This is a genomic window from Cysteiniphilum sp. JM-1 (assembly GCF_008711525.1).
Lineage (GTDB): Bacteria > Pseudomonadota > Gammaproteobacteria > Francisellales > Francisellaceae > Caedibacter.
Window position 1 is genome coordinate 56,370 of sequence record NZ_VXKS01000011.1, and the last position, 26,309, is coordinate 82,678.

At 39.8% G+C, this 26,309-nt stretch carries 25 protein-coding genes; 13 read left to right on the forward strand and 12 right to left on the reverse strand.

The genetic code is table 11. The annotated features are described in order from the left end of the window. Positions 1-80 precede the first annotated feature (80 nt). The 4 genes from uvrA to F3D68_RS06605 all read left to right on the forward strand — a co-directional run bounded on the left by uvrA (position 81) and on the right by F3D68_RS06605 (position 3,775). A complete protein-coding gene (uvrA, locus tag F3D68_RS06595) occupies positions 81-2,900 on the forward strand; it encodes an excinuclease ABC subunit UvrA (RefSeq protein WP_151193653.1) in 2,820 nt (939 codons plus the stop codon). A gap of 18 nt (positions 2,901-2,918) precedes the next feature. Continuing rightward, on the forward strand, positions 2,919-3,077 hold the full coding sequence (locus F3D68_RS11225) for a hypothetical protein (RefSeq protein WP_191092732.1): 159 nt from the start codon (positions 2,919-2,921) through the stop codon (positions 3,075-3,077). 79 nt (positions 3,078-3,156) lie between these two features. Then, entirely contained in the window at positions 3,157-3,411 is a 255-nt protein-coding gene (locus F3D68_RS06600; RefSeq protein ID WP_117003032.1) for a transcriptional regulator, read from the forward strand. Further along, positions 3,404-3,775: a type II toxin-antitoxin system PemK/MazF family toxin gene (locus tag F3D68_RS06605; RefSeq protein ID WP_151193654.1), complete on the forward strand. Its 372-nt coding sequence runs from the start codon at positions 3,404-3,406 to the stop codon at positions 3,773-3,775. The genes F3D68_RS06600 and F3D68_RS06605 overlap by 8 nt, the downstream gene beginning before the upstream one ends. A gap of 11 nt (positions 3,776-3,786) precedes the next feature. Here F3D68_RS06605 and htpX read toward each other — a convergent pair whose 3' ends face one another. Together htpX and F3D68_RS06615 are read right to left on the reverse strand one after the other, a co-directional pair. Next, positions 3,787-4,845 (reverse strand): zinc metalloprotease HtpX, encoded by a 1,059-nt coding sequence (gene htpX / locus F3D68_RS06610; RefSeq protein ID WP_151193655.1) that lies wholly within the window; start codon positions 4,843-4,845, stop codon positions 3,787-3,789. A gap of 3 nt (positions 4,846-4,848) precedes the next feature. Next, positions 4,849-5,427 (reverse strand): LemA family protein, encoded by a 579-nt coding sequence (locus tag F3D68_RS06615; RefSeq protein WP_151193656.1) that lies wholly within the window; start codon positions 5,425-5,427, stop codon positions 4,849-4,851. A gap of 137 nt (positions 5,428-5,564) precedes the next feature. Here F3D68_RS06615 and F3D68_RS06620 point away from each other — a divergent pair, with 137 nt between their 5' ends. After that, complete coding sequence (locus tag F3D68_RS06620) at positions 5,565-6,248, forward strand: alpha/beta hydrolase (protein ID WP_151193657.1); 684 nt, start codon at positions 5,565-5,567, stop codon at positions 6,246-6,248. After that, positions 6,232-7,155 carry a hydroxymethylbilane synthase gene (gene hemC, locus F3D68_RS06625; RefSeq protein WP_151193658.1) on the forward strand — a complete coding sequence of 308 codons (924 nt, stop codon included), beginning with the start codon at positions 6,232-6,234 and terminating at the stop codon, positions 7,153-7,155. Before F3D68_RS06620 ends, hemC begins: the two co-directional genes overlap by 17 nt. A 142-nt stretch (positions 7,156-7,297) precedes the next feature. On the opposite strand, the gene F3D68_RS06630 is transcribed toward hemC, so the two are convergent. The 4 genes from F3D68_RS06630 to F3D68_RS06645 all read right to left on the reverse strand — a co-directional run bounded on the left by F3D68_RS06630 (position 7,298) and on the right by F3D68_RS06645 (position 11,388). After that, positions 7,298-7,861, reverse strand: coding sequence for a YqeG family HAD IIIA-type phosphatase (locus tag F3D68_RS06630; protein WP_151193659.1), 564 nt, complete (start codon positions 7,859-7,861; stop codon positions 7,298-7,300). Positions 7,862-7,866: 5 nt separating this feature from the next. Then, the gene (gene rsmI / locus F3D68_RS06635; RefSeq protein WP_151193660.1) at positions 7,867-8,754 is read right to left on the reverse strand and encodes a 16S rRNA (cytidine(1402)-2'-O)-methyltransferase; all 888 of its coding nucleotides are present in this window, start codon (positions 8,752-8,754) and stop codon (positions 7,867-7,869) included. Beyond that, on the reverse strand, positions 8,751-10,130 hold the full coding sequence (gene murC, locus F3D68_RS06640) for a UDP-N-acetylmuramate--L-alanine ligase (RefSeq protein ID WP_151193661.1): 1,380 nt from the start codon (positions 10,128-10,130) through the stop codon (positions 8,751-8,753). The genes rsmI and murC overlap by 4 nt, the downstream gene beginning before the upstream one ends. Positions 10,131-10,215: 85 nt before the next feature. Further along, positions 10,216-11,388 carry an O-antigen ligase family protein gene (locus F3D68_RS06645; RefSeq protein WP_191092733.1) on the reverse strand — a complete coding sequence of 391 codons (1,173 nt, stop codon included), beginning with the start codon at positions 11,386-11,388 and terminating at the stop codon, positions 10,216-10,218. A gap of 188 nt (positions 11,389-11,576) precedes the next feature. Here F3D68_RS06645 and F3D68_RS06650 point away from each other — a divergent pair, with 188 nt between their 5' ends. Next, positions 11,577-12,665 (forward strand): glycosyltransferase, encoded by a 1,089-nt coding sequence (locus F3D68_RS06650; protein WP_151193663.1) that lies wholly within the window; start codon positions 11,577-11,579, stop codon positions 12,663-12,665. Here the strand turns inward: F3D68_RS06650 and F3D68_RS06655 are convergent. After that, entirely contained in the window at positions 12,660-13,478 is an 819-nt protein-coding gene (locus F3D68_RS06655) for a glycosyltransferase family 2 protein (protein ID WP_151193664.1), read from the reverse strand. The two genes, F3D68_RS06650 and F3D68_RS06655, sit on opposite strands and share 6 nt — an antisense overlap. Further along, the gene (locus tag F3D68_RS06660) at positions 13,468-14,232 is read right to left on the reverse strand and encodes a glycosyltransferase family 2 protein (RefSeq protein ID WP_151193665.1); all 765 of its coding nucleotides are present in this window, start codon (positions 14,230-14,232) and stop codon (positions 13,468-13,470) included. Before F3D68_RS06660 ends, F3D68_RS06655 begins: the two co-directional genes overlap by 11 nt. A 217-nt stretch (positions 14,233-14,449) precedes the next feature. Between F3D68_RS06660 and F3D68_RS06670 the strand changes: the two genes are divergently transcribed. After that, positions 14,450-15,094, forward strand: a complete 645-nt coding sequence (locus F3D68_RS06670; RefSeq protein ID WP_151193667.1) for a lysoplasmalogenase — start codon at positions 14,450-14,452, stop codon at positions 15,092-15,094. Here F3D68_RS06670 and F3D68_RS06675 read toward each other — a convergent pair. Further along, positions 15,088-16,335: an NAD(P)/FAD-dependent oxidoreductase gene (locus F3D68_RS06675; protein ID WP_151193668.1), complete on the reverse strand. Its 1,248-nt coding sequence runs from the start codon at positions 16,333-16,335 to the stop codon at positions 15,088-15,090. The genes F3D68_RS06670 and F3D68_RS06675 overlap by 7 nt on opposite strands. Before the next feature lie 192 nt (positions 16,336-16,527). On the opposite strand from F3D68_RS06675, the gene F3D68_RS06680 reads away from it, so the two are divergent. Beyond that, positions 16,528-17,943, forward strand: a complete 1,416-nt coding sequence (locus tag F3D68_RS06680; protein ID WP_151193669.1) for an LbtU family siderophore porin — start codon at positions 16,528-16,530, stop codon at positions 17,941-17,943. Positions 17,944-18,118: 175 nt separating this feature from the next. After that, positions 18,119-18,553, forward strand: a complete 435-nt coding sequence (locus tag F3D68_RS06685; RefSeq protein ID WP_151193670.1) for a DUF29 domain-containing protein — start codon at positions 18,119-18,121, stop codon at positions 18,551-18,553. On the opposite strand, the gene F3D68_RS06690 is transcribed toward F3D68_RS06685, so the two are convergent. Beyond that, positions 18,550-19,320 (reverse strand): exodeoxyribonuclease III, encoded by a 771-nt coding sequence (locus tag F3D68_RS06690; RefSeq protein WP_151193671.1) that lies wholly within the window; start codon positions 19,318-19,320, stop codon positions 18,550-18,552. The genes F3D68_RS06685 and F3D68_RS06690 overlap by 4 nt on opposite strands. 84 nt (positions 19,321-19,404) lie before the next feature. Next, positions 19,405-20,283, reverse strand: coding sequence for an FKBP-type peptidyl-prolyl cis-trans isomerase (locus tag F3D68_RS06695; protein ID WP_151193672.1), 879 nt, complete (start codon positions 20,281-20,283; stop codon positions 19,405-19,407). Between the two features lie 206 nt (positions 20,284-20,489). On the opposite strand from F3D68_RS06695, the gene F3D68_RS06700 reads away from it, so the two are divergent. Both F3D68_RS06700 and ftsH read left to right on the forward strand, forming a co-directional pair. Then, entirely contained in the window at positions 20,490-21,233 is a 744-nt protein-coding gene (locus tag F3D68_RS06700; protein ID WP_191092734.1) for a substrate-binding periplasmic protein, read from the forward strand. 400 nt (positions 21,234-21,633) lie between these two features. Beyond that, entirely contained in the window at positions 21,634-23,586 is a 1,953-nt protein-coding gene (gene ftsH, locus F3D68_RS06705) for an ATP-dependent zinc metalloprotease FtsH (RefSeq protein ID WP_151193674.1), read from the forward strand. A gap of 94 nt (positions 23,587-23,680) precedes the next feature. On the opposite strand, the gene F3D68_RS06710 is transcribed toward ftsH, so the two are convergent. Next, entirely contained in the window at positions 23,681-24,100 is a 420-nt protein-coding gene (locus tag F3D68_RS06710; protein WP_151193675.1) for a GFA family protein, read from the reverse strand. Positions 24,101-24,259: 159 nt separating this feature from the next. Between F3D68_RS06710 and htpG the strand changes: the two genes are divergently transcribed. Further along, positions 24,260-26,152, forward strand: coding sequence for a molecular chaperone HtpG (gene htpG, locus F3D68_RS06715; protein WP_151193676.1), 1,893 nt, complete (start codon positions 24,260-24,262; stop codon positions 26,150-26,152). Positions 26,153-26,309 lie beyond the last annotated feature (157 nt).

Consider the following 26,309-nt stretch of genomic DNA (forward strand, 5'->3'; position numbering starts at 1 on the left):
CCTGATGCTGTAGCTTACATGATTCAACCTGCTTAATGATTGTGTTACAATCTGGTCATTCTTTTTTGCGGTATAACAGCATGGATAAAATTACAATTAAAGGTGCGAAAACGCATAATCTTAAGAATATTGATTTAGAGATCCCTCGCGATAAATTAACGGTTATTACAGGTTTAAGTGGTTCAGGTAAATCATCATTAGCATTTGATACACTTTACGCTGAAGGGCAGCGGCGCTATGTTGAGTCATTATCAAGTTACGCTAGGCAATTCCTATCGTTAATGGATAAACCCGAGGTTGAACATATTGAAGGCTTGTCCCCTGCGATTTCGATTGAGCAGAAAACCACATCGCATAATCCACGTTCAACAGTAGGGACAGTCACTGAAATCTATGATTACTTGCGTGTGTTATTTGCGCGTATTGGTGAGCCGATGTGTCCTGTGCATAAGGTTGAATTAAAGGCGCAAACGATTAGCCAGATGGTTGATCATACGTTAAGTTTTAATGATGAAACGAAGCTTATGATTGTCTCTCCCGTGATTGTTGATAAAAAGGGTGAGCACATCCAGTTGATGGAAAAGCTCTACGCTGAAGGGTATTTGCGTGCGCGCATTAATGGTGAATTATATGAATTGAGTGATCCGCCTAAATTGGATCGTTATAAAAAGCATACGATTGAAGTAGTCGTTGATCGATTTAAATCACAAAAGAAAAACCAACAGCGTTTAGCAGAGTCCTTTGAAACAGCGTTAGACTTATCAGCCGGCATTGCTAAGCTTGTGTTTTTAGAGGGTGAACAAGACGATATTATTTTTTCATCCAAGCATGCCTGTCCGCACTGTAATTATTCGCTTAAGGAATTAGCCCCCAGAATTTTTTCATTCAATAGCCCAATTGGTGCTTGCCCAAGCTGTGATGGCTTAGGAACTAAGGCTTACTTTGATGCGGATAAAATTATTGTTGATGATAACTTAAGTTTAAACCAGGGTGCGTTACATGGTTGGGATAAGCGTAATGGCTATTACTTTGCGCAATTAGAGGCGTTGGCTCGGCATTTTGATTTCTCACTGGATACACCCTTTAATAAACTCACCGATGCGCAAAAAGAGCTGGTGCTAAATGGCTCAGGTAAAACCGAGATTAATATTTATTTCAAAAGCTCAGGTGGCAGAGAATATCGAGCACAGAAGCCGTTTGAAGGCGTTTTGGCAAATTTCGAGCGTCGTTACAAAGAAACTGACTCAAACATGATTCGTGAAGAATTAAGTAAACTGATGAGTAATTTACCATGCCCAAGTTGTAATGAAACGCGCTTAAATGAGGGTGCGCGCAATGTATTTATTGCCGGCAAAAATATCGCGCAATTAACAGCTCTGTCGATTAAAGATAGTGTTAAATGGCTAGATAATTTGAGTCTTACAGGTCAAAAGCACGTGATTGCTGAGCGCTTACTCAAAGAAATTCTTGCGCGTTTGGGTTTCTTAGTTAATGTTGGCTTGGATTATTTAAATCTATCACGACAAGCCGATACGCTCTCAGGTGGTGAGGCTCAGCGTATACGCTTAGCCAGTCAAATTGGTGCAGGCTTGGTTGGAGTGATGTATATTCTCGATGAACCATCGATTGGGCTGCATCAACGTGATAATCAAAAGCTATTAGACACCTTGCATCATTTACGTGATTTAGGTAATACGGTGATTGTAGTCGAGCATGATGAAGACGCGATTAAACAAGCCGATCATATTATTGATATAGGACCTGGTGCTGGTATTCATGGTGGGCAAATCGTGGCTGAAGGGCGCTTAAGTGAGATTATTGATAATAAAAACTCATTAACGGCTGACTATCTCTCCAAACGCAAACAAATTGCGATTAATGGCAAAAAATTAAAGCCACAAAAAGGGCAGTATGTTGAGATCTATGGTGCCAAGGGCAATAACCTGCAAAATGTTAATTTGAAAATTCCTTTGGGTTTATTAACTTGTGTCACCGGAGTATCTGGCTCAGGTAAGTCAACCTTGATTAATCGCACACTTTATCCCTTAGCGGCAAAATTGTTGAATAAAAACAACAGCATCACAGCGCGAGCCTATGATAAACACAAAGGTTTTGAGCTACTGGATAAGGTTATCGATATTGACCAAAGCCCAATTGGACGCACACCGCGTTCAAATCCTGCGACTTATACTGGTGTTTTTACACCCATTCGTGAGCTGTTTGCAGCAACTGCGGAGTCGCGTTCACGTGGCTATCAGGTGGGACGTTTTAGCTTTAATGTCAAAGGTGGGCGTTGTGAAGCATGCCAAGGTGATGGTGTGTTAAAGGTGGAAATGCACTTTTTACCGGATGTTTATGTGGCATGCGATGTTTGCCAAGGCAAGCGTTATAATCGTGAGACTTTAGAGATTCAATACAAAGGCAAAAATATCAGCGAAGTGCTTGATATGAGTATTGAAGAAGCTTTAGAGTTTTTCTCGGCAGTGCCACAAATTAAGCGTCGCCTACAAACCTTAATGGATGTTGGTTTGTCGTATATTACTTTGGGGCAAAATGCGACCACCTTGTCAGGTGGTGAAGCGCAAAGGGTGAAATTAGCCAAAGAGTTATCAAAAACAGCAACCGGCAAAACGTTATATATTCTCGACGAACCAACCACAGGGCTGCATTTTCATGATATTCAGCAATTACTTAATGTCATTATGCGTTTGCGTGAGCAAGGCAATACCATCGTCATTATTGAACATAATTTAGATGTGATCAAAGTAGCAGATTGGATTATTGATTTGGGTCCTGAAGGGGGTGATGGCGGTGGTCAGATTATTGCCGAAGGTGCACCAGCAAGCATAGCTAAAAATGCGCAGTCGCACACCGGCAGATTTTTAAAGATGATGCTTTAATATCCAAAGGGGGAGGATATGTTAAGACGTATAATCATTTTATTGATGACATTAGCAGTTATTTTTTCAGTGTATATTCCGTGGTTTAAGGCAGGTAAACATAAGAAGGTAACGCATAAAACTGTGATGTCTAGCATCCATTCAGCCAGTGATTTAAAGCAGTATTTGCGAGGTTAATGTGAAATATATAGATCTCTGATAGCAATTTATCAAATGAATGTTATACTATGTATAACTTAAGTAACTGGAGTCCATCATGCATACAAACGCAAAAATTCTCAAATGGGGAAATAGTCTTGGGATTAGATTATCAGGTGCACTTAGAGATTTAACGGACTTTAAGGCTGGAACGATTGTTGATGTTGAAATAAAGGCAGATGGTTTATTCATACGCAAAGCTAAACAAAAAACAATTTTGCCATTCTCCGAGTCATCATTACTTGATGGCTTAGATGAGAGCAGTCACAAAGATTTAATAGTTAAGCCTCAAGGCAATGAATGGCATGACTAAGCAGTATATTCCAGAGCGAAACGATATTGTCTGGCTTGACTTTGAGCCAACAAAAGGCAAGGAAATTGGCAAGTATCGCCCTGCTTTTGTCTTATCATCCAAAGAATATAATTCAAAAACATCGACACTTATTTGTTGCCCAGTGAGTACATCTATTCGTGGCGGAGCTACTGAAGTCTCCATTAATAATATTGATAACCCATCTGTTGTAGCATCATCAATTGTGCAAACATTATCGTGGAAAGAGCGCAAATGCCGATTCATTGCTAAGGCAGAAAAAGGTGTGTTTAAAGACGTGATTCTTAGATTATTGCCTTTAATTGGTGTCGAAGAAATAATAGATGACCTTTTGAACAGCAGGTGAGCCAATCAAAGCTAGCGCAGATTGGCACCAATAGAAGCTAAGCGCTTTTTCAAACTTGGGTGGGTGGAAAACATATCATCCATGCCGCCAGCGGCAAACTTACTACTAGCTGGATCATAAAGGTAAGAGGCGCGGCGCATACGTTCATTGCTATTGTGCGCATAGCTTTGCGCAGTTTGCGGCTCGTTATGATTTTGACTGATTTTAATCAGTGCATTCGCCATCGGCTTGTTATCACGCATCAGCTCAACGGCACCAGCGTCTGCCATATACTCACGTGTGCGACTTAAGAATAGCACCATCATACTGGTAATAATGGGTAGTATGAAACGCAGCAGCATAATCACCATAAAGATAATCGCCATCGCATTGCCACCATTATTGTTATCGCGACGATTACGATTGCCACCAAAAAGTGTCGAGTAAAATAAAAACTCAATCATAAACATCAGCATATTCGATAACACGACGGTAAATAGATTAAGCTTAATATCCTGGTTACGAATATGGGTTAACTCGTGCGCCATTACTGCTTGCAACTCATCGCGATTTAATCGATTGGCAAGTGCGCGTGTTACCGCAACCATCGATGATTTTTCAGAAAATCCGGAAGCAAAGGCATTCATATAATCGGCTTCGATTAAGTACACCTTTGGCATATAGGGCATATTGGCAGCAATCTTCATCTCTTCGGTGACATTATAAATACGCTGACAAAGTGGATCCGGGTCATTTGCGCTAATCTCGCGATACTGGGTTCCGGCAAGCATGATCTTGTCATAATAGCTAAAGGTTGCCATCAGCCAAATAAATGCGATAACAGTGGATATGATCGTCGCCCATGGCGTGAGTTTCAAGGTCGCCACAAGATAAGCGATATCAGCAAAACTTAAGCGATATCCCGCATAAGTCATCATGCCGCCGTATTGACCATAGCGCCAGACAAGATCGATCAGAAAGCCAAGCGCAAAAAAGATAATTAAAAATAAAGCGATAACGATGTACGATTTGCGCGTGTTTTTCTTAACGACTTCACGCCAATCAACACCATTGATATCAATTGCTGCCATGGCTTATAACTCAACGCGACTATCTTCAAGCACTTGACGTTTCTCATCACTGACTTGCCAGTAGATAAAATCTTCATCAAGCTTGCTTTTAAACATATTCACAACAATACCCGCAATCATTGACTTCTTATGGGCATTGTACTTTTCAATACTGTCGTTAAAAGATTGCTTTGAAAACGCCAGTTTATTTTCGGTAGAGGTAATTTCTTCCTGCAATTGCATGACGTTTTGATTGGCCTTTAAGTCAGGATAATTTTCAAACTGAACATTCAAGCCACCGGCGATTTTTGAGATTTCATTCTCAGCTGCCATGCGTGTTTCAGTGTCACCCTTTTCTTTGGCGTGTATTGCCTGATTTCTTAAGGCGGTGACATCTTTTAATGTCGTTTGCTCATAATCCATATACTTTTTGACGACACTAATGAGTGAGTCAAAGACTTTAGCACGACGATCCAATTGGACGTCAATTTGGCGCTCAGAGTTTTTAACGGCTTCAATTTCAGCGATGAGGCTATTATATGTCATCAAGACATAGCCAAAAATCAAAGCAAGAATTACAACGATAATAATGAGGGCAACCATGGTTTTAGCTCCTAAATTTTATTGATTACTAAATTATCAAACGGTATTAATTTGCCACGTATGTTGCTGGCATTCAAGCGTATTGTGTTTCATAATGACAGCATTTTTAAGCTTAAGTGTAATATAGATTGGGAAAAATGCTTGATTTAGTGGTTGTTGAGCCAAGACAAAAAGCGACACATGCGGTGATATGGTTGCATGGTTTGGGTGCCGATGGACATGATTTTGAGGCGATTGTGCCAGAGTTGAATTTGCCAGTTGATGCAAATGTGCGTTTTATTTTCCCGCATGCGCCTGTGCAGGCAGTGACGATTAACATGGGCATGGAAATGCGTGCTTGGTATGACATAAAACGTATTGATGATATAAAACGTGACGTGGACTGTAAAGGAATTGAAGATTCGTTAAATGCGCTAGATGAGATCATTAAATCACAGCTTAGTGACGGTATTGCTACTGAGAATATGATTATTGCAGGTTTTTCTCAAGGCGGAGCGATTGCTGCCTTAGCAGGACTTACGATGCCTTACTCATTTGCCGGCATTGTGCTGTTATCAACTTATTTGCCAGATTGGGATTATTTTAAAACAAAGCTTAATAATGCTAATCAGCAAACACCGTTTTTTATAGGGCATGGCAGTCATGACCCAGTGGTACCATTTGCTGCTGGTCAAATGCTTAAAGCTAAGCTTGAGGAATTAGGTATAAAACACAAATTTCATGACTACCCAATGGAGCATAGCGTGTGTATGCCAGAGATTCATGATATTAGTCACTTTATCCAATCATGTTATGGGCTGATCAATGACACAGCCAGATAAATTAGATAAATTGATTATTGCTTCGCGTGATAGCCAGCTAGCATTATGGCAGAGCCGTTACGTCAAGGAATTGTTAGAGCAAACACATCCTGGATTGATTTGTGAGATTATCACGATGAAAACACAAGGCGATAAGATTCTTGATCGCCCATTGAATCAAATCGGTGGTAAAGCACTTTTCATGAAAGAGCTTGAAGTAGCAATCACGAAAGGGCGTGCTGATATCGCTGTTCATTCACTGAAAGATGTTCCGTATGAGTTGCCTGAAGGCTTTGCATTGGGTGCTTTTTGTCAACGTGAGAATCCACAAGATGCTTTTGTGTCTAATGCTTTCTCCAGTATTGATGATTTACCGCAAGGCGCGATTGTTGGCACATCAAGCTTAAGACGCAAAGCTCAGCTATTAGCTTATCGACCAGATTTAGATATTCTTGATTTGCGTGGTAATGTGCAAACACGACTCAAAAAGCTTGATGATGGGCAATATGATGCGATTATTTTGGCAGCAGCTGGATTGATTCGCTTAGAGCTAACTGCGCACATCAAAAGCCTGATTGATATTAATATTTCCTTGCCAGCGGTTGGGCAAGGCATTGTTGTTGTTGAGTATTTAGCGCAAAATACCAAAATCAAAACATTACTCAATGCTATTGATAACAAAGACGCTAGAGTATGCGCACTGGCAGAACGCAGCTTTAATGAAGAGTTACAAGGTGGCTGTCATGTGCCGATTGCCGCATTTTGTGAAAAAGATGCTAACAGTTTGCAGTTAACAGCGATGGTTGCTAGCAATGACGGTGCACAGATAATGCGCGAGACTTTAAATGGCGATGATGCGATTGATCTTGGTAAGGCATTAGCGCAAAAGATGGTTGAAAAAGGTGCTAAGACGATATTGCAACAATAGAGTATTGTCGTTTATTTAATGGATTAAGCTTCAACATTTGCCGAGCAATACTCCATGCTCTGAATGAAGTCAAATGGCGACGTAGAGACAACATATGGCTTCGACTGACGCTCAGGCAACGTTTATATAATGGTATAGTAATTTAGAGAAAAATTGACTTCTCAATAAAGCGTAGCAATCCAAAAAAGCTTTCTTGAAAAGGTCGTCTTTTATAGTTGCTATAGGGTCTCATAACTAGAACAGGAAAGCTACCAGCCAAAATGCAGGCAAGGCACCCAGTAAGTAGTCGATCATCAACAAGGGCAAGTTCATGTGCGTTGCATGGTGCTAGTTCTTGAATTTTTAATAAGCCATCGGGATAAGGCTTTTTAGCAACGCCATCAATAAAGCGGATATTAGGGAAGTGTGTAGCAAAATACTGGGCGCGCTCTGCGGTCGGCATATTTGAAAGAATAAAAATATTATGCTCACTATATTTGTCGGTTAGCGACTTAAGCCAATTGAGAATTTTTTCATCTGGCAAGGGTTGACCATGAGGCGCGAGTACACCATCAAAATCAAGTGCAATATAACGAATACCTGATTTTTTAAGTTTTTCAGGATTTAACTGTGTGACATTTTCCACTTGATGTTTGCGCTGGGCAATTGCTTTTATTTTTTTACGTTGATACCAGCTCATTTTAATCGTAAAACTAAATCGTCCCATTAAATCTACATTCCTGATGTGTTATTGGTATTGTTTTGTTTATCTTCTTGTATTGCAAGCGCTTGCTTATATAGGGCATTTTTTTTGCCTTGGGTAAGCTCTACTGCGATGCTGACGGCTTTTTTAATTGGCAGTTCCTCAAGCAATAGGCTAAGCAGTTTATGTTCATCAACAATAGTATCGTCTTTTTCATCTGCCTTAATACCTTCAATGAGGATAACAAATTCTCCCTTGGTTAATGAAGAATCTTTTGCAAAGTCAGACAAAATATCATTAGCAGTCCCATTAAAGAAACGCTCAAATTGTTTGGTCAATTCTTTGGCAACAACTAGTGTGTAATTTGGTAATGTATCCTGAATATCCGTGAGTGTGGCAATAATTCGATGTGTTGACTCATAAAAGGCTGTTGTGATCGTTGATTTTTCAATACCTTGTAAAATCTTTTTGCGAGCTCCTGACTTAGCAGGTAAGAAACCTTTAAATTGAAAGCCATCGGTTGCAATACCAGCTGCGGATAAGGCGGTAATTAGAGCACTAGCACCAGGTAATGGTACTACAGTGTAGTCTTTCTCACGCAGCGTTTTCACCAAGTAAAAGCCGGGATCACTAATCAATGGCGTGCCGGCATCACTAACTAGAGCCACTATTTTTTGATCGTTTAAATGCTCGATTAATAAATCAACACGTGCCTGTTCGTTATGTTCATGGCAGGAGATAATCACTGGTGGTTTAATCGCATATTGCTCTAACAATTTGCGCGTGACGCGCGTATCTTCAGCAAAGATGACTTCAGCGTTTTTTAACGTATCTAAAGCACGCAGAGTAATATCCTGTAAATTACCGATTGGTGTCGCGACAACATATAATACACCGCGTTCAATTTGATTTTTCATCGCAACATACTCACTAAATGGGCAATGTCCCCTGCACCTTGCACGAGTACCACATCATGTGCTGAGGCAAGTTTATCGATAAGGATTTTGGCTTCTTCATTATTATCAACATAAAAGCATTGCGGGTGTTTGTTTGTTAGTGCGTTAAATAGATCTACGGCATGCGCGCCCTCAATTGGGTCTTCACTGGCAGCATAACTGCGCATTAGAATCACAATATCCGCATTTTTCAAACAGTCGATAAACTCATGAAATAAATCGCGCGTCCGTGTATAGCGGTGTGGCTGATAGATGTGGATAAGACGTTGATGCGGAAATTGTTGTGAAACAGCATCCAATGTGCTTTGAATCTCAACCGGATGGTGACCATAATCGTCAATAAGCTCAACCGTGTGATTATTTATTGTGGTTTGGTAATGATTAAAACGACGATAAATACCTTTAAAGCTTAATAATGCGTGTTTAATCGTATTCTCGGCAATGCCAAATTTAAGGCAAAGTGCAATGGCAGCAAGCGCATTTTCAGCATTATGCTTACCAGGCAAGGTGCTTATAAAGTCGTTATAGCTCTTATCTGTGGTGGTAATATCAAACTTCGCGTGATGTGTTGTTTGCTCGAAATGAATGATTTGAATATCCATATCATTGTTTAAACCATAATGCAGGGCGCTTGGCTTGTGTGTTTTTATCTTCTCTACGAGTTGATAAGCGCTGTCACTATCACTGCCAATAAGAATTTCGCCAATAACGTTATCAGCTAAAGCGAAATTAGCAAAGCTGTGAATAAGTGCTGTAATCTCATGTTGATAGGTTTGCATGTGATCAAGATCAACGTTACTGATAATAATATGCTTAGGGTGTATCTTAAGAAATGAGGCATCACTTTCATCGGCCTCAATAATCATATAAGGTGAGTTACCAGCATGTGCGTGATGTGTGAAGTTATTAGCAAGTCCACCGTTAATAAAGCTTGGATCAAGTCCTGCCTCACGCATGATATGTGCCAAAAGGCTAGTGATCGTTGTTTTGCCATGAGTGCCAGTAATGGCAATAAGCTCAGCATAGTCTTTGCTTAAAAAGGCTAAGAACTCCGCGCGATGATGAATTTTTATGTTTTGGCTTAATGCTTTTTGATATTCAGGATTATCTTTGCGCATGGCGGAGGTATAAATAACGGCATCAATATCGGTTAAGTTCTTAGCATCATGCCCCAATGTGATATGTGCACCCATTGTAGTAAGCTTCGATGTAAGCTCTGATGATTGCAAATCAGAGCCAGACACACGATAGCCTTTTTGTAGGCAAAATATCGCAAGCGCTGACATACCCATGCCGCCAATGCCGATAAAATGATAATGTGGTGTTTTTTGTGTCATTGTCACGATGATTATTTGTTATGGCAAATCAATACTGCTAAGTAGTTTAATATAACTAGAGATAAAAATATTGGGGAATTTGGTTTTATTGTGCATCTGGGTTTTTGATGTAGCGTTGAGCTAGCACGACGGGTAACAAAAAGCAGAAGATAAACCCGGGACCAATATCCAGTATCCATGAATTTACCAAGCAGCCAATGGCAAAGGCAATGATAAGAATACGTGTGTTATTACGCATCATCATTGGCATGTCTTTGGCATAGCAAAAAGAAGCAAGTAATAAAAAGATGAATATAGCCAGTGCCCAGATACCCGATTGCATTGCAAAATAGATATATTGATTATGCGGGTTATTAATCACGCGATAATATTTTTTGTCATGTGATGGTATTTCACTATTAATAAAATGCGTGCTGCACTGTGTTTGCTCACCGGTGCCGCAACCATAGAAAATGCGCTGTGGTTTTTGTTCAAAAATTCCAAGGGCAGTGTGATAAAAACTTAGACGAATACCAGCGGAAGTGTCAGTGTTTGTGCCATTATAATAGCTAATAGTGCTATTATGGGCTTCATCAACACGCATCTTGAAGTTTGGCGAGAAATGATAAAATGCGGCAAAAACACTCGGGACAATGACAATAGCAGCAATTAAACCTTTCCAGCGAAATTTCATAAAAAAGCCAACTGCCAATACAGAAAACTCAATCAAATAACCGGTACGACTCGTGTTTAAGCCAAGCTCAGCACAAATAATAATAATGCCGAGAATTAGAAAAAGTATCCGTTGCTTTTTACTGTGGGTTGTTAACGCCATTGAAAAGAGCATAAATGCAGCAACTGCAAAGATAAAGCCCGTCACAAAGTGCGACTGTGCCGCTGGAAAAGTCGGGCCGCTAAAAACAATGGCATTTTCAGGACTTAAGAAATAATAATTCACGAAAATAGCAATGACATTGAGTATCACGCCAATAAAAAATGCTAATAAGAGCTTATTAATAATCTCAGGGTTTTTATAGCATACATAGGCGATAACCCAAACAATTAAGAGTTTGTAAAATTTGCCAACCCAAGCAATAGATTCATTAAATGGCAGCGTTGAATACAGGCAACTAATTAAAGCCAAAATAATTAATGCGATTGCTGGCCAAATATAAAAGCGTTTGATTAAGGAGAATTTAGCACAATAGTCACCACTGATGATAAATAATAATAGTAAACATATCGCGAATATGCTGGTGAGTGCTGTAGAGACTGTCATGACGAGCCCTAGTCCAAAAGCGAAAAAAAGATAAGCTTTATTCAAAAAGTCGTAGTTCTGATGTGGCGGGGTTTGCATGTTAAGTTAGATTACCTCAAATAAGATTTTTGCTAGTATAAAGTCCTTAGCATTTCACATCAACTCAAGTAGAATCAATTTTATCGTAATGTATTGAATTCGGTCTTAATATGCTAAAGGCTAATGATAAAGTTTTACTAATTTCTCAAGGGTTAAAACGTGGTGGTGCTGATGTTGTACTTCTTAATCTTGCGCGACTTTTGCTAGAGCAAGGACTGCAAGTTTATTTGATTGTCTTTGGTAAGGTTGATATTGATATTGATGAACGAATTATCTTATTTGCAGAGGCAGCAAAAAATGCTCATGACATTAAAGTTTTGCAAGAAATTTTGGTGTCTAGATTAATTACCAAGCTAGATAAGCTCCATGATTTTAAAATGATTTTCTCGAATAAAACGACTTCAAGAAAATGGCTCAAAGCTTCTGTTGAGAATAAAACATTTTATTATCGACATTTTTGTTCAAGTTTTGTGTTAGATAGAAAATTGGAGGAAAGTGAAAAATCCTATCAAAAAATGCGCAAAAAAGAATTTAGGCATTTTAATAAAAGGCGAATTATATGTGTGTCGCATGGTGTTAAAGAGACCCTTCTTAATAGGTTTGAAGTTAAACCAAAATCTATTCATGTATTATATAATTTTTTTGATTTTGATCTGATTCGTAGCAAAGCACAGGCGTTCCAGATTGATGAGAAGCCCTATATTTTACATGTTGGTAGGTATAGCTTAGATAGTAAGCGTCAGGATCTGTTATTGGCAGCATTTGAACAAGTTACAGCGCATGTGAATTTGATTTTTATCACAGACAATGTTTTGGCATTGGAAAAGCAGGTGGTAAATGCTAAAAAGCAAAGCCAAATTAAAGTCATGAATTTCATGAGCAATCCATTTCCATATATGAAAAATGCTCAAGTTGTCGTGTTGTGTTCTGCTTATGAAGCATTTGGTAACGTGATTGTTGAGGCGATGATCTGTGGAACACCTGTGGTGAGTACGGATTGTAAGTCGGGACCAAAAGAAATATTAGTTGAAAATATGGCTAAATACTTAGTACATTGTAATGATCCGTTGGCGCTAGCTAAAAGTATAGAAGAAGCTTTAGTCTCTCCTATTACTGCAACACAACAGCAGTTAGAAAAGTTTAGCTTTGAGAGTGCATTTAACACGATCAACAAGATATATCAGCAGGACTTGTTATAGTTCAGAATTTGCAGGGTGAATACGTTTTGTTTGCAATAGTTGTTGTAGGTAATCAAAGTTTTTACCCTCATTTGCTCTATCTGCTTCTTTGTGCCATAAATGGAAAACCTCAGTGGCAAACTTGCCAGATTTACGTCTTTTTCCATAATTAAGTATGCGAATAACTAAGTCTGAGTCTTCAAACCCCCAGCCTTCAAAACTTTCGTCAAAGCCTCTTACGGCAAGTAAATCATTTTTCCAAAAGGCGAGATTACAAGTTTTAGCGCCTTGCCATTTATTTGGTTTTTTATAACGATTTAAAAAAGGAACATAAAGTTTTGGCAAGAGTTTATTTGAATTTTTGCACAAGGCATTAATCATCCACTCAAAGCCACTTTTCTTCCATAGTGGTAGTTGGTGCTGTAAAACTTTTTGTGTATAGCTTTCGGATAAAATAATACGGTGACCAACGACAAAATAATTTGTCTCAGCTATTTTGCGGTGGTTTTCGATGAAGTGTATGTTTGGCACACAATCGCCATCAAGAAAGATAATGTAATCTCCAGAGGCATGCTTAATGCCAAGGTTACGTGCTCTTGCAGCGCGAAACCCTTTGTCTTCTTGCCATAGATGCTTTAAAGGGAAGCGAGCCATTGTTTTAAATTGCTCAATCATTTCTTTGGTTGCAAAAGTTGAGCCATCATCGACAATAATAACCTCAAAATTACTATCGGTTTGGTTGTTTAACGCCGTTAAAGCAAGCTTGAGCGCTTCTGGCCAGTTATAGGTAGAAACAATAACTGAGACCAACCCTTGATAGGTATTATTGCTCATTTTGTTGCTTCTCCCATAATTTAACATATTTGAAATATGAGCCATAAGCCGAGAGTTTAGCAATTAAATAGCCGCGTTTTCCATCTAGAAATCCTAAACGCATAATAAATCCACGTAAGAAAGTCCAATGTTTATGAAAACTTGCCTTTAGCAAGGAAGTTCTTTTGCCTTTTTGCCACAGGATCGCTGAGGTGCCATCGCTATAATCGTTCATTTTCTTTAATGAGCTGGTGACACTGTCCTGAGAGTGATGAATAAGTTTGCCTTGTAACATACCAGCTTGCTTTTTTGAAACATCAAGTTTGGCATGAACTATATCTTGTGTCCATTGATGTTTTTTGCAATCAAATAAACGCACAATCCAGTCTTTACCCCAGTCGCCATGGTGAATGATTTTTCCCAAGAAAAATGATCGACGATGCATTTTATAAAAGCTGTACTGTGGGTTATTCAACGTTGCTTTAATCGAGTGTTCAAGATCAGGTGTTACCTCTTCATCAGCATCTAATATCAGCCCCCAGTCAGTGGTTAGTTGCGAAATGCCAAAATGCTTTTGTGGACCATCACCAGGCCAATGACGTTCAATCGTCTTGGCACCATAAGATTTAGCAATTTCAAGTGTCTTATCGGTGCTGCCCGAGTCAACGACAATAATCTCGTCTGCCCATTTGACAGATTCTAAGCAGCGCGCGATATTCTTTTCTTCGTTTTTAGTAATAATTACTACGCCAAGGGTGTTTTTCTTTTCAGTCATAAGTGCAAGGTTGACCGGATTTGATTGCTGCGTATCATAACATAAGTTAAGCAATGACAAGAATGCGTTGTGATAATAATTTGTTAGAATGTTTTTGTTGGATGTTGGATGTTGGATGTTGGATGTTGGATGTTGGATGTTGGATGTTGGATGTTGGATGTTGGATGTTGGATGTTGGATGTTGGATGTTGGATGTTGGATGTTGGATAAATAAGTTATGTTAGGAATAATTGGATTAACGTTATTAATTGCATTATGCGCGAGCATACATATTATCGACAAATATCGTACGATGAGTGTTTTAAGTTATGTGTTTAAGCCATTAACAACCTTGTTGATTTTGCTATATGCATTTTGCTTTAGCGCGGAGATTAACATGTTTGTGGTGTTGATTTTATTGGGATTAATGCTGTCATTAATAGGTGATGTTTTTTTGCTATCGACAAAGGAGAAAAACTTCACTGGTGGGCTTGCGAGTTTCTTGTTGGCGCATATTGCTTATATTGTGGCTTTCTCATTGAAGCTTACATTATTTCATTGGTGGGTTGTTGTTGCGATGTTGCTATATGCAGTAGTGTTTTATCTTAAGTTACACCCAAAACTGGGCTCAGATCGCATTGCTGTTGCTGTTTATATTGTGATTATTGTGGTAATGGGTGCTGTGGCTGTTAATGTCTATATTGCCGATAGGTCGTTACCAAGCCTGTGTATGATGCTTGGTGCATTGTGCTTTATGTTCTCAGACTCCGTGTTGGCGTGGGATAAGTTTAAACGCAAGTTAAAGCACGAACCAAGTCTTGTCATGATCAGTTATTATTTAGCGCAATATTTAATCGCCAGTGCGGCGATAGCCTTTTATTGAAGGTGACTGCAGACTTTAGCAAGGACGCTTAGTTTGCGTTTGGCATCCGTGGCATAATCATTGGTTTCATCCCAAGCATAACCTGCGAGAATGGAGCAGATCTTAGCTTTGATCTCAGGTGGCTGAGTGTGACTAAAAATAATTTGTTGTAATTCACCGGTGTACCAAGCACGGACATAAGATTTAAAAGTGTTAACACCTTTTTGTAAGGGAACAGCAAAGTCTTGTTGCCAATTAACGTTCTCACCTTTTAGCGACTTATCTAATGTTTCAGCGGCAAGGACGGCTGATTTTAGAGCAATCGTGACCCCTGATGAGAATATAGGATCTAAAAACTCGCCAGCATTGCCAAGAAGTGCATAGCCTGTGCCATGCAATGTGCTCACATCTTGGGCATAGCCGACAATCTTGCGCTCGGGCATATCAAAGCTGACTTCTTTTAAAATATTAGATAAATTAGGTGTTTCATTAATAAGTCGCATTAATATTTTTTCGGGTTCATCTTCATTTTGTTGTAGCAAATGCGGTTCACCAACAACGCCAAGTGAGTATTTAGTCGGACTTAAGGGAATCAACCAAAACCAAATGTCGCTGTGCATTGGGTGTACAGTAATCAAGATTTTATTTTGGTCAAATAGTCTTTGATCAAGTACGCTATTGATGTGAGTAAAGACAGACATGCGCGGTGGAAATTCACTTGGTAGATTAAGCTTTAACAAATTAGGCAATACGCGTGCGAACCCACTAGCATCGAGTACAAATCGTGCGTGATATTGGTGTGTTTTGCCACTTTTATCGATTGTAGTGATCATCTGGCTATTGTCGCTTAGTCGAATATCAATGACTTGTTGTTCATAGATGATTGTTGTGCCAAATTGTGTAGCTTGATCAGCTAACAGCTTATCAAAAACACTGCGCTCGACTTGGAATGTGCTATCAAATCCAGTGCTAAACTTTTGACTAAAATCAAACTCAGTGTAGTGATTTTGGCAGAAAAAAGCGGCACCATTTTTAAATTGAAAATGTGCGTCTTCGATGCAGGGCAGTAAATTAGCATGCGCTAGAAATTCCATCGCTTGTGGCAGCAGGCTCTCGCCAATGGAGAAACGCGGGAACTTGGAGGATTCAATAATGGTGACTTGATAGCCTTTCTGTGCAAGGATTGACGCGGCAACAGTGCCTGAGGGACCTGCGCCAATGATTAAAACATCAGTGTTAAAAGCGTTAGATCTAGTATTCATTAGAAGTCATTGAGTAATAGTATTTGAGTTGGTGTGCTCACTGTAATCAAAAATCAAGCGTTACTCTATAATAATTTCATAAAAAGCAGGTTTTTGTACTTTTCTTTTTTTTTGTCATCAGTTATCTTGTTATCGAGCATTTTTTGCTCGTAGGTAAAATTACCCGTAAAGAAAACAGGAAGGGGAAGATAAATGTTAAAAAAAATCACATTGGCAATGCTTGCCGCATCTGCTGCCACGGCAGTCTATGCGCAAGATGCTAACACTGGCAGTGCAGATAATCAAACAGTACAAGCACAAATTGCTGAGCTGAAAAAAGAGATTGCCGCACTGCAAGCAAGCCAAGAAGCAATGGCAAAATCAGCACCTACGCAAACGCAACATGGTAGTGTTGAGAGTGTTGATACTGGCACTGATAGCTCTGATCACGTCACGGTACCAACCAATATGGGGCAGATTCAGAACTTCTTGTTCTCAGATGTTCATGATGGTGTTATTCCGATGGGAATGCTAAGTTCATCGCAGTTTGCTCTGGGCTTATTAAAGCAGCGTAATATGTATAGCGATCGCGCGTTAGTGTTTGGTGGTTATTTGGAAGCAGATCCACAGGTTTGGCATGGTAGTCCAATTACTTACAATAAGGGCACTTCTTCAAATCCAGATTATCAGACTTATCAATCAGGCAAAGGTTTGCCAATTACTACTGCTAACTTATATGTTGCAGCGAACTTAGGTCGTTATGTTACGGCTGAAACAACCTTAGCAGCTGATTCATCTGACGGCTATAAAGTCAATGCACAAGATGCTTTTGTGATGTTTGGTAATTTAGATGACTTCCCACTGTATGCAACGGTTGGTAAAAACCGCTTAGCATTCGGTTCATTCTCAGGTGGTGGTCCATGGACTGGATCATTAACGCAGATGTTATTTAGACCAGGTCGTGTTAATAACGTCTCTCTTGCTTATTATAAGGATGGTCTAAGCAGTAATTTGACACTTTTCCAAACCGATGATCACACCAGTGACTTTGTTTATGCCGCATTTTATGGTAACGAGATTGGTAAGTTGGCATACGGCATTAATGGTGGTTACGTCTACAATGTTAATGGTACAGGTAATAGCTCATTTAATTTGGCAACAAACCCAGGACCAAGTAAGACGCGTATTGGTGCAGTAAACTTTGATACAAGCTTGGCTTATGATATCTATGGTGTTGGTGCTGGTTGGGCGCAAACGACAAATAAATCAGATATGACAAATAATGGCTATGCTGGTGCTTGGTATGTTCAAGCTGGCTTCTCACCAGAGATTTATGGTCGTTCAACCAACTTCAATATCGCCTATAACGGTGCTTATAACACTAATAATTTACCGATTACTTTAAGTGGTAATGCGGATAAAGGTTATGGGACAACGTCGGGGGCTACCTCAAGTAATAACTATAAAGTTATCTACCCAGGTTCTGGTGTTGATAAGATGATTGTTGCTTCAGCGCAACGTCCATTCTTCACTGAGAATGTGTTGATTGGTCTAGAATATGCTTATATGCATATGTACAACAATCAGCATACCAATGCCTATACTTTAGATATCTCAGTATATTTCTAAAAACAAAAACCGTAAAAAACTGTAAAAAATAGGAGGAACTCCTCAACCTTCTGTTTTTACTATTTTAAGCCTGCAATTGCAGGCTTTTTTGTTTGATCTTGCTGAAATGCTGTGCTTTGAGTTGATTGTTGCTATAATAGCCAGTGTTTATAATGTTAAATAAATGGAGCAGGCTATGAATGTTTCACAGTTATATGAGAGAGACTTTTACGCATGGGCAATGAAGATGGCGCATGCTTTAAAAGCGCGTGACATTGAGCAACTTGATTTCGATCATCTAAGTGAGGAGCTGGAAGATATGGGTGTTAGTCAAGAGCGCGAGATGGAGAGTCGATTAACTGTCTTGATTATGCATCTGCTTAAGTGGGAACATCAGCCGACTTATCAAAGTAAAAGTTGGTCGTTAACAATCAAAGAGCAAAGGCGAAAAATTGCCAGAAGATTGAAGAAAACACCAAGTTTGAAAGCAAAAATTGAAGAAATGCTTGATGATGTTTATGGTGATGCGATTTTGGCAGCGCAAAAAGAAACGGGACTGGCTGAAAGTGAATTCCCAGCATGCTTGCCTTACACGTTAGCGCAATTATTAGACGATGAGTTTTACCCTTAGGCTTTATATGTGATTGATAGAGGTGCGTGATCTGAAAACCATGAATCAGTGTAAACATTATCATCAATGACTTTATCTTTTAATTCAGGTGTAATCCACTGATAATCAATCCGCCAACCGACATTTTTAGCGCGCGCCTGACCACGGTTTGACCACCAAGTATATTGTTCAGCTTGCTGATTAATCACGCGAAACGCATCAACCCAACCAATATCATCAAAGACGTGATCAAGCCAAGCGCGTTCCTCAGGTAAAACGCCGGAGGTTTTCTGGTTTTGTTTCCAATTTTTAATATCGATTTCTTTGTGCACGATATTAACATCACCACAGACGATAAAGCGCTTGTTATGGTTAATTTGATCTTTGAGTATATCTTTATACTTATCTAAAAAATCCATTTTATACGCCTGACGTTCATCACCGCTTGAGCCTGAAGGGATATAAATAGAGGCGATACTTAAATCATCATAATCAAATTGAATATAGCGCCCCTCATCATCTGCCCAGTCTATGCCTAGGGTGTGGATGATGCGCTTAGGTTTGCGTTTGGCATAGATGGCAACGCCACTGTAGCCTTTTTTCTTGGCATCAGTATAAGCATAGTGATAGCCTTCAGGGAAATAAATGCCATCGTCTTTGAGTTGATCAAACTGTGCTTTCGTTTCTTGAATACATAAAAAATCAGCATCTTGCTGGGTGAACCAGTCAAAAAAGCCCTTGCGCGTGGCAGCGCGAATGCCGTTGGCATTAAATGAAATAACCTTCATATAATCATCCCTCTTGTCTTTCTGCAATAAAAATAAATAAAAAAGCCCGCAACAGCGGGCTTAAGATTAAAATGTCAGAGTATATTATTCAGCAGCTGTTGTTGCGTCTGCTTGAGTATCAGTTGCAGCAGCGTCATTAGCTGCAGGTTTTTCCGCTTTTTCTGCTTTGATTAATTCTACTTTGAAGCTTAATACTTGATTAGGTCCGATTTGTGGTGGAGCCATCTCGCCATATGCTTGCTTAGGTGCACAGTAAAGAATAACTGTTGAACCTACTGGGATTTGACTTAAAGCATCAGTCCAGCAAGGGATCACTTGATTTAATGGGAAAGTTGCTGGTTTGCCAGTTTTTTCAGAGCTATCAAACACTTTACCAAGAAGCTCGCCCTTGGCTAGTTGTGCTGCACCTGCTTTAGCGTCTTTGTTGAAATCAGCAGCAGGTGTTGTACCTGTGTAGTTGACAGTTACTGTATCAGTTTTAGCAGGAACGTCACCTTTGCCTTCAGTGATTACTTGGTAGTAGATACCATCAGCTGCTTTCTTAACATTAGGCATTTTAGCAACGTCAGCCATAAATGCATCGGCTGCTTTTTGATTTGCAGTACCTTCAGCTTTCATTTTTGTTTGCGCTTTTTGGATCATTTCCATTTGGAAAGCTTGCATGAGTTCTTTGCTTTTAGCTTCAGAAATCTTAGATTCTTTGCCAGAAAGTCCAGCCTCTAAACCTGCATTTAATTGTTTGACATCAAGCTCGATATCTTGTGATTTGAAGCCTTTACCCATCTCTTGACCGATGATGTAGCTTACTTCTTTCATATCAACTTTAGCAGGTTTTGCCGCGTCAGTTTTAGCCGCAGCAGGCTTGGCACCAACTGCAGTTGCAGTTGTTTGCGCATCGGCGGCATAAGCTGTGATTGAGCCAGCAAGTAGCATGGCAGTGGTTAGTGCAATAATCTTTTTCATGTGTTCTCCTTAGATTGAGATTATCTGTTAAAAGTTCAAATACGCACCACATCGTAGAAATTGATTTGGCATAAGTCAATATGTGTATGCGGCAAAAAAATGCTATATTCCTTGGATTGACATTATGGTTAATGCATTTTGGATTAATTACGTTTATGCTAAGAGCATCGGTGTTAAGGATAAATAATGCGAAAGAGGAGTGCGATGTGAGGGGATTAAAGTTTAGTGTTATTTTACTGAGTATGGGCATGGGCTATGCCAGTGCGCAAACTCAATATACAGTGGATTATGCCTTGGGTGATTATTATTATCCATATGTTAATCAGCATGAAAACAACAAAGGCTGTTTGACTGAATTTGTGACAAAAGTTTTTAAAAGCCAAGGTGTGAATCTTGGCGAGATTAAATGGCTGCCATGGAGTGTGGCAATGAAAAGCTTAGCTTATGGCGCTTCACCTAGTGTGTCATTTCCATGGAGCTATACCAAAGAACGCGCACAAAAATATCTTTATAGTGATGCGCTTTACACTAAATCGGCTTACATTTGGGTGTTGACTGATGATAAGCAAAGCTATATTGATTTCAAGTCGTTACAAGGGGCAAAAGTCTGTGTGCCGCAAGGCTATGGTGCCTATGGCAAGTTGGCAGACATGTTTACACAAAAGACAGCGACGCGTATTACGGCATTAACAATGCAAGATTGTTTTAGTCAATTGAAAGCAAAGCGTGTGACTGCTGTCTACGCAGGTGACGATGCGCTTGAAAATATTGCGCATGTTAAAGACGGGGTAAGTCTTTTCACTAAGGCATTCGTTGCTGATCAGCAAACACATTACTTAATTGCCGCAAAAGATCAAACCGGTTCAGCTAAGCTGATTAGTTTATTTAATAACGGGCTAAAAACTATGAAGTTTAATCCAGATCTATATTGCAACTTTGATAAACAATAATTGTTTGATTTATTTCAAAACATTTGTTACGTAATGAATAAAAGAGAAGTTGCGTTTCAACTCCCCCTCACCCGCGCAGTGTAAGCTGCACGACCTCTCCCGTAAGGGGAGAGGTAATAGTTGGTGTAACTTGTTTTTTCACCATTGCCATGCTTACGCCGCTAAATATTGGAATGGCGAAACAGAAGAGTTAGCGCATTCGCTAAATATCTGCTGAATTACAATTGTGAAGCGATATTTTTTTGTGCTAAGGTTGAGCCTAATAAGTGTTTGCAAAATTTTGTTGTGAAGCCATCGCGACAAGGTCAGCGATATACTATAATGTCCAACCAATAAATTGGCTTTTAGGTTTGAGCTTGGAAGTTGAATAATTAAGCAAAATCAATAGGATTACACTTGCATGAAGAAAAATGAGTTCTTGCGAAATGCACTATTCTGGGGCTTGATTGCCGTAGGCTTAGTGTTTATTTTTAGCAACATGAGTACGAAGACCGATCCATCAACAACGATGAAGTACTCAAGTTTTGTGCAACAATTAAATAGCGGCAGCATCAAATCAGTTAACGTTGATGGACGGACGTTCACGGGGACAACGGATTCTGATGAGAAGTTTACTACCTATGCACCACTCTTGGATCAAAGTATTGTTGATCAGATGCTCAGTAAAAATGCTGAAGTTTCTGCAAAAGCACCAGAAAAACCAAGTTTACTATTGGCATTTTTGTTTAATTGGTTGCCATTATTGTTAATTGCCGGCTTTTTTATTTTCTTAATGATGCGTGCCGGAGGTGGTAAAAGTGGTGCCTTCTCATTTGGTAAAAGTAAGGCAAAACTCTTAGGTGAAGATCAGATCAAAGTAACTTTAGCAGATGTCGCCGGTGTCGATGAAGCCAAAGAAGAAGTGGCTGAAATTGTTGATTTCCTAAAAAATCCTGCCAAATACGAGAAGATTGGCGGCAAGATCCCTAAAGGTGTGTTGATGGTAGGACCTCCTGGAACAGGTAAAACCCTATTAGCACGCGCCATTGCCGGTGAAGCAAAGGTGCCTTTCTTTTCAATCTCAGGTTCAGATTTCGTTGAAATGTTTGTTGGTGTTGGTGCGTCACGTGTGCGTGATATGTTTGAGCAAGCCAAGCGTCGCGCGCCTTGTATTATCTTTATCGATGAAATTGATGCCGTGGGTCGCCATCGTGGGGCTGGCCTAGGTGGCGGACATGATGAGCGTGAGCAGACATTAAACCAGATGCTGGTTGAGATGGATGGATTTGCCGATAATGAAGGTGTTATCGTGATTGCTGCAACTAACCGACCGGATGTATTGGATCCTGCATTGTTGCGTCCTGGTCGTTTTGACAGACAGGTAACAGTTGGTTTGCCAAGCGTTAAAGGTCGTGAGCAAATTCTAAAAGTTCATATGCGTAAGATTGCGGTAGCCGATGAGGTGCGTGTTGACTGGATTGCGCGTGGTACACCGGGCTTCTCAGGTGCTGAGCTTGCAAATTTAGTGAATGAAGCGGCATTATTTGCCGCACGTGTTAACAAAGAAATCGTTGGCATGGAAGAGTTTGAAAAAGCCAAGGATAAAATTTTGATGGGAACTGAGCGTCGTTCGATGGCAATGAGTGACGAGCAGAAGCGCTTAACGGCTTATCATGAAGCCGGACACGCGATTGTTGGGCGTTTGGTACCTGATCACGATCCTGTGTATAAGGTTAGTATTATCCCAAGAGGGCGCGCGTTAGGTGTGACAATGTACTTGCCAGATGGTGATCAAGTCAGTCAATCACGTGAGCAGTTATTAAGTCGCTTATCAAGTATCTTTGGTGGGCGTATTGCTGAGGAGCTGATCTTTGGCTATGACAAAGTTACTACGGGTGCTTCTAATGATATTCAAGTAGCAACCAATATCGCTCGCAGCATGGTCACCAAGTGGGGCTTGTCTGACAAGATGGGACCAATTTTGTTTGATGAAGATGATCAGCAGCCGTTTTTAGGGCAAAGTATGGGTAAGAATCCAAAACATTTCTCAGATAAAACAGCCGTTGATATCGATGGCGAAGTTCGTCGCTTAATCGATGAAAATTACTCAAGAGCGGAAACTATTCTTAAGGAAAACACGGATATCTTGCACGCTATGGCGGATGCGTTGATGAAATATGAAACGATTGATTCAATGCAGGTCGATGACTTAATGGCGCGTCGCGAGGTCAGAGAGCCAGGTGATTGGGGTGATAGCTATATCCCGAAAGATGAGAAAGAAAAATTGGCTCCACAAGTAGCCAAAGAAGCGCTAACTGCAACACCGTCTGAAGCGGCTAAACCGCAACAAGCGGACGATCAATCTGAAAAATAATATTAGTTTAGCATCAATATTGGCTGAGCGTCAGTCGAAGCCATTGTTACTCGTACCCTTTAACTACGCTCAGGGAACGAGTGAATCCCAATAATTACCTCTGTAATGCGCCTTGATATTGAGGTGTATTTTCTAATTCACAATGATCATTCATTCTGCTGCGAGTATAGATCTCAGCAAGTGGCGTATGTTTGAAATTTTCACTATCAATAGTGCCGGCATATAGAATATACAAGTGATCAAAGGCGGTGCACTTATTGATAATTGAGCCACCGCAGTTGGCACATGAACCACGTGAGACAACGCTTCCGCTATCAGATGTTTTGTCAAAAAAGTTGACTTGACCTTGAAGCTGAATGTCACTTTTGTTAAAAGCAACGGCTGGCTCATAAGCGCAACCTGTCCATTTTTGGCAATCTTTGCAGTGGCAATTAAGCATGGCGATGGGTTCTGCAGAAATATTTATTTTGACATCCCCGCAAAGGCAACTAGCAGTGTAGATGGTGTTGTGCATTATCTGTTATATCCAAAGATTGGTGTGGATAGACAGTACTATTTATGAGCTTCACCTGTCAATGACAACATTTTATCAATTTAGCCTTGAAATATCTTTTTTAACGCCCATTTGTTTGCGGTCGAGTTTTAAATAAAGCAAACCAAAATAGGAGCGACCATGTCTGAAAAGCAAGTTTTTGACTTTCAAACGGAAGTAAAACAATTATTACATTTGGTGATTCACTCACTCTATTCAAACCGTGAAATTTTCTTAAGAGAGCTTATTTCTAACGCATCAGATGCTGCAGAAAAGCTGCGTTTTGAAGCATTAAGTAATGCTGATATTTTTGAAAATGATGCTGATTTGAAAGTACGCATTTCTTTTGATAAGGAAGCTAAAACGATCACGATTGCCGATAATGGTATTGGTATGACGCGTGATGAGGCAATTGAGCATTTGGGTACAATTGCAAAATCAGGCACTAAGAAATTCTTAGAAGCATTAAGTGGTGATCAGAGTAAAGACTCACAATTGATTGGTCAATTTGGTGTTGGTTTTTATTCTGCCTATATCGTTGCTGATAAAGTGACGGTAAATACACGCAAAGCTGGTGTTGACGCTTCACAAGGCGTGCGTTGGGAGTCTAAGGCCGATGGTTCATTTAGTGTTGAAGATATCACTAAAGAAGCACGTGGTACTGAGATTATTTTGCATCTTAAAGATGAAGAGCATGATTTGCTAGATGATTGGAAGTTGCGTCAAATCGTTAAGAAATATTCAGACCATATTTCATTGCCTATTCAAATGCTAAAAATTGAGCATGATGAAGAAGGCAAAGAAAAAGATACTAAAGAATGGGAAACAATCAATAAGGCAAAAGCTTTGTGGACACGTTCTAAATCTGAAATTACCGATGAAGAGTATAAAGAATTTTATAAGCATATTTCACATGATTTTACTGATCCATTAACTTGGTCGCACAATAAGGTTGAGGGTAATCTTGAATATACAAGCCTCTTGTATCTACCAGAGCGCGCGCCATTTGATCTATGGGATCGCGAGCGTAAATCTGGTTTACAGCTTTACGTACAACGCGTATTTATTATGGAAAACGAGCATTTGTTGCCGTCATACTTGCGTTTTGTTAAAGGGGTGATTGATTCAAATGATTTGCCATTGAATATCTCACGTGAGATTTTGCAGCATAATAAAGTGATCGATAAGATCAAAAAAGCTACAGCTAAGAAAGTCTTAGATATGCTCGATAAAATGGCTAAAGATGATAAAGAGCAATATGCGAAATTCTGGAAGGCGTTTGGACAAGTATTAAAAGAGGCGCCTGCTGAAGATCATGAAAACAAAGATAAGATCGCTAAGTTATTGCGCTTTGCTTCAACGCACAAAGATACTGCCGAACAAGATGTGTCATTAGCTGATTATGTGTCACGTATGAAGGAAGATCAGAAGTTTATCTACTATGTGACCGCTGAGAGCTTTAATGCAGCGAAGAATAACCCACAGTTGGAAGTATTCCGTAAGAAAGGCATTGAGGTGTTATTGTTAAGCGATCGCGTTGATGAGTGGATGACATCGCACTTATCTGAATTTGATGGCAAGACCTTAAAATCAGTGGCTAAAGGTGATTTAGACCTTGGTGACTTGGATTCTGAAGAAGATAAAAAGCAGCAAGAAGAAACACAGAAAGAGTTTGAAAGCATTATTAAGCAAATGAAAGAAGTGCTAAAAGATAAAGTCGAAGATGTACGTCTTTCTAAGCGTTTGACTAATTCACCAAGCTGTATTGTTGTTAATGATTATGGCATGAGCATGCATTTGCAAAAAATGATGGCAGATGCAGGGCAAATGATGATGCCAGGCATGGGGGGCAAACCAATTCTTGAGATCAATGCTGATCATAAATTAGTGAAGCACTTGCAGCAAGAGCAAGACGATGCGCAATTTGCTGATTGGACAGAACTTTTATATCAGCAAGCCTTGTTGGTTGAAGGCGCACAGCTTGAAGATCCAGCAAACTTTGTTGGCTTGGTTAATAAATATTTAGCGGTGTAATCGTATATACCCATCACAAACCATTTTACAGAATTTTTGTAACTACCCAGCAGCTTGTTAATTGAACTGTGGGATTTTGCCATTAAAGACATCCGCAATGGTATCAATAACCTTCCAACCCTGTTTGCGAGCAGTCGATAATAATGTGCGAATACGC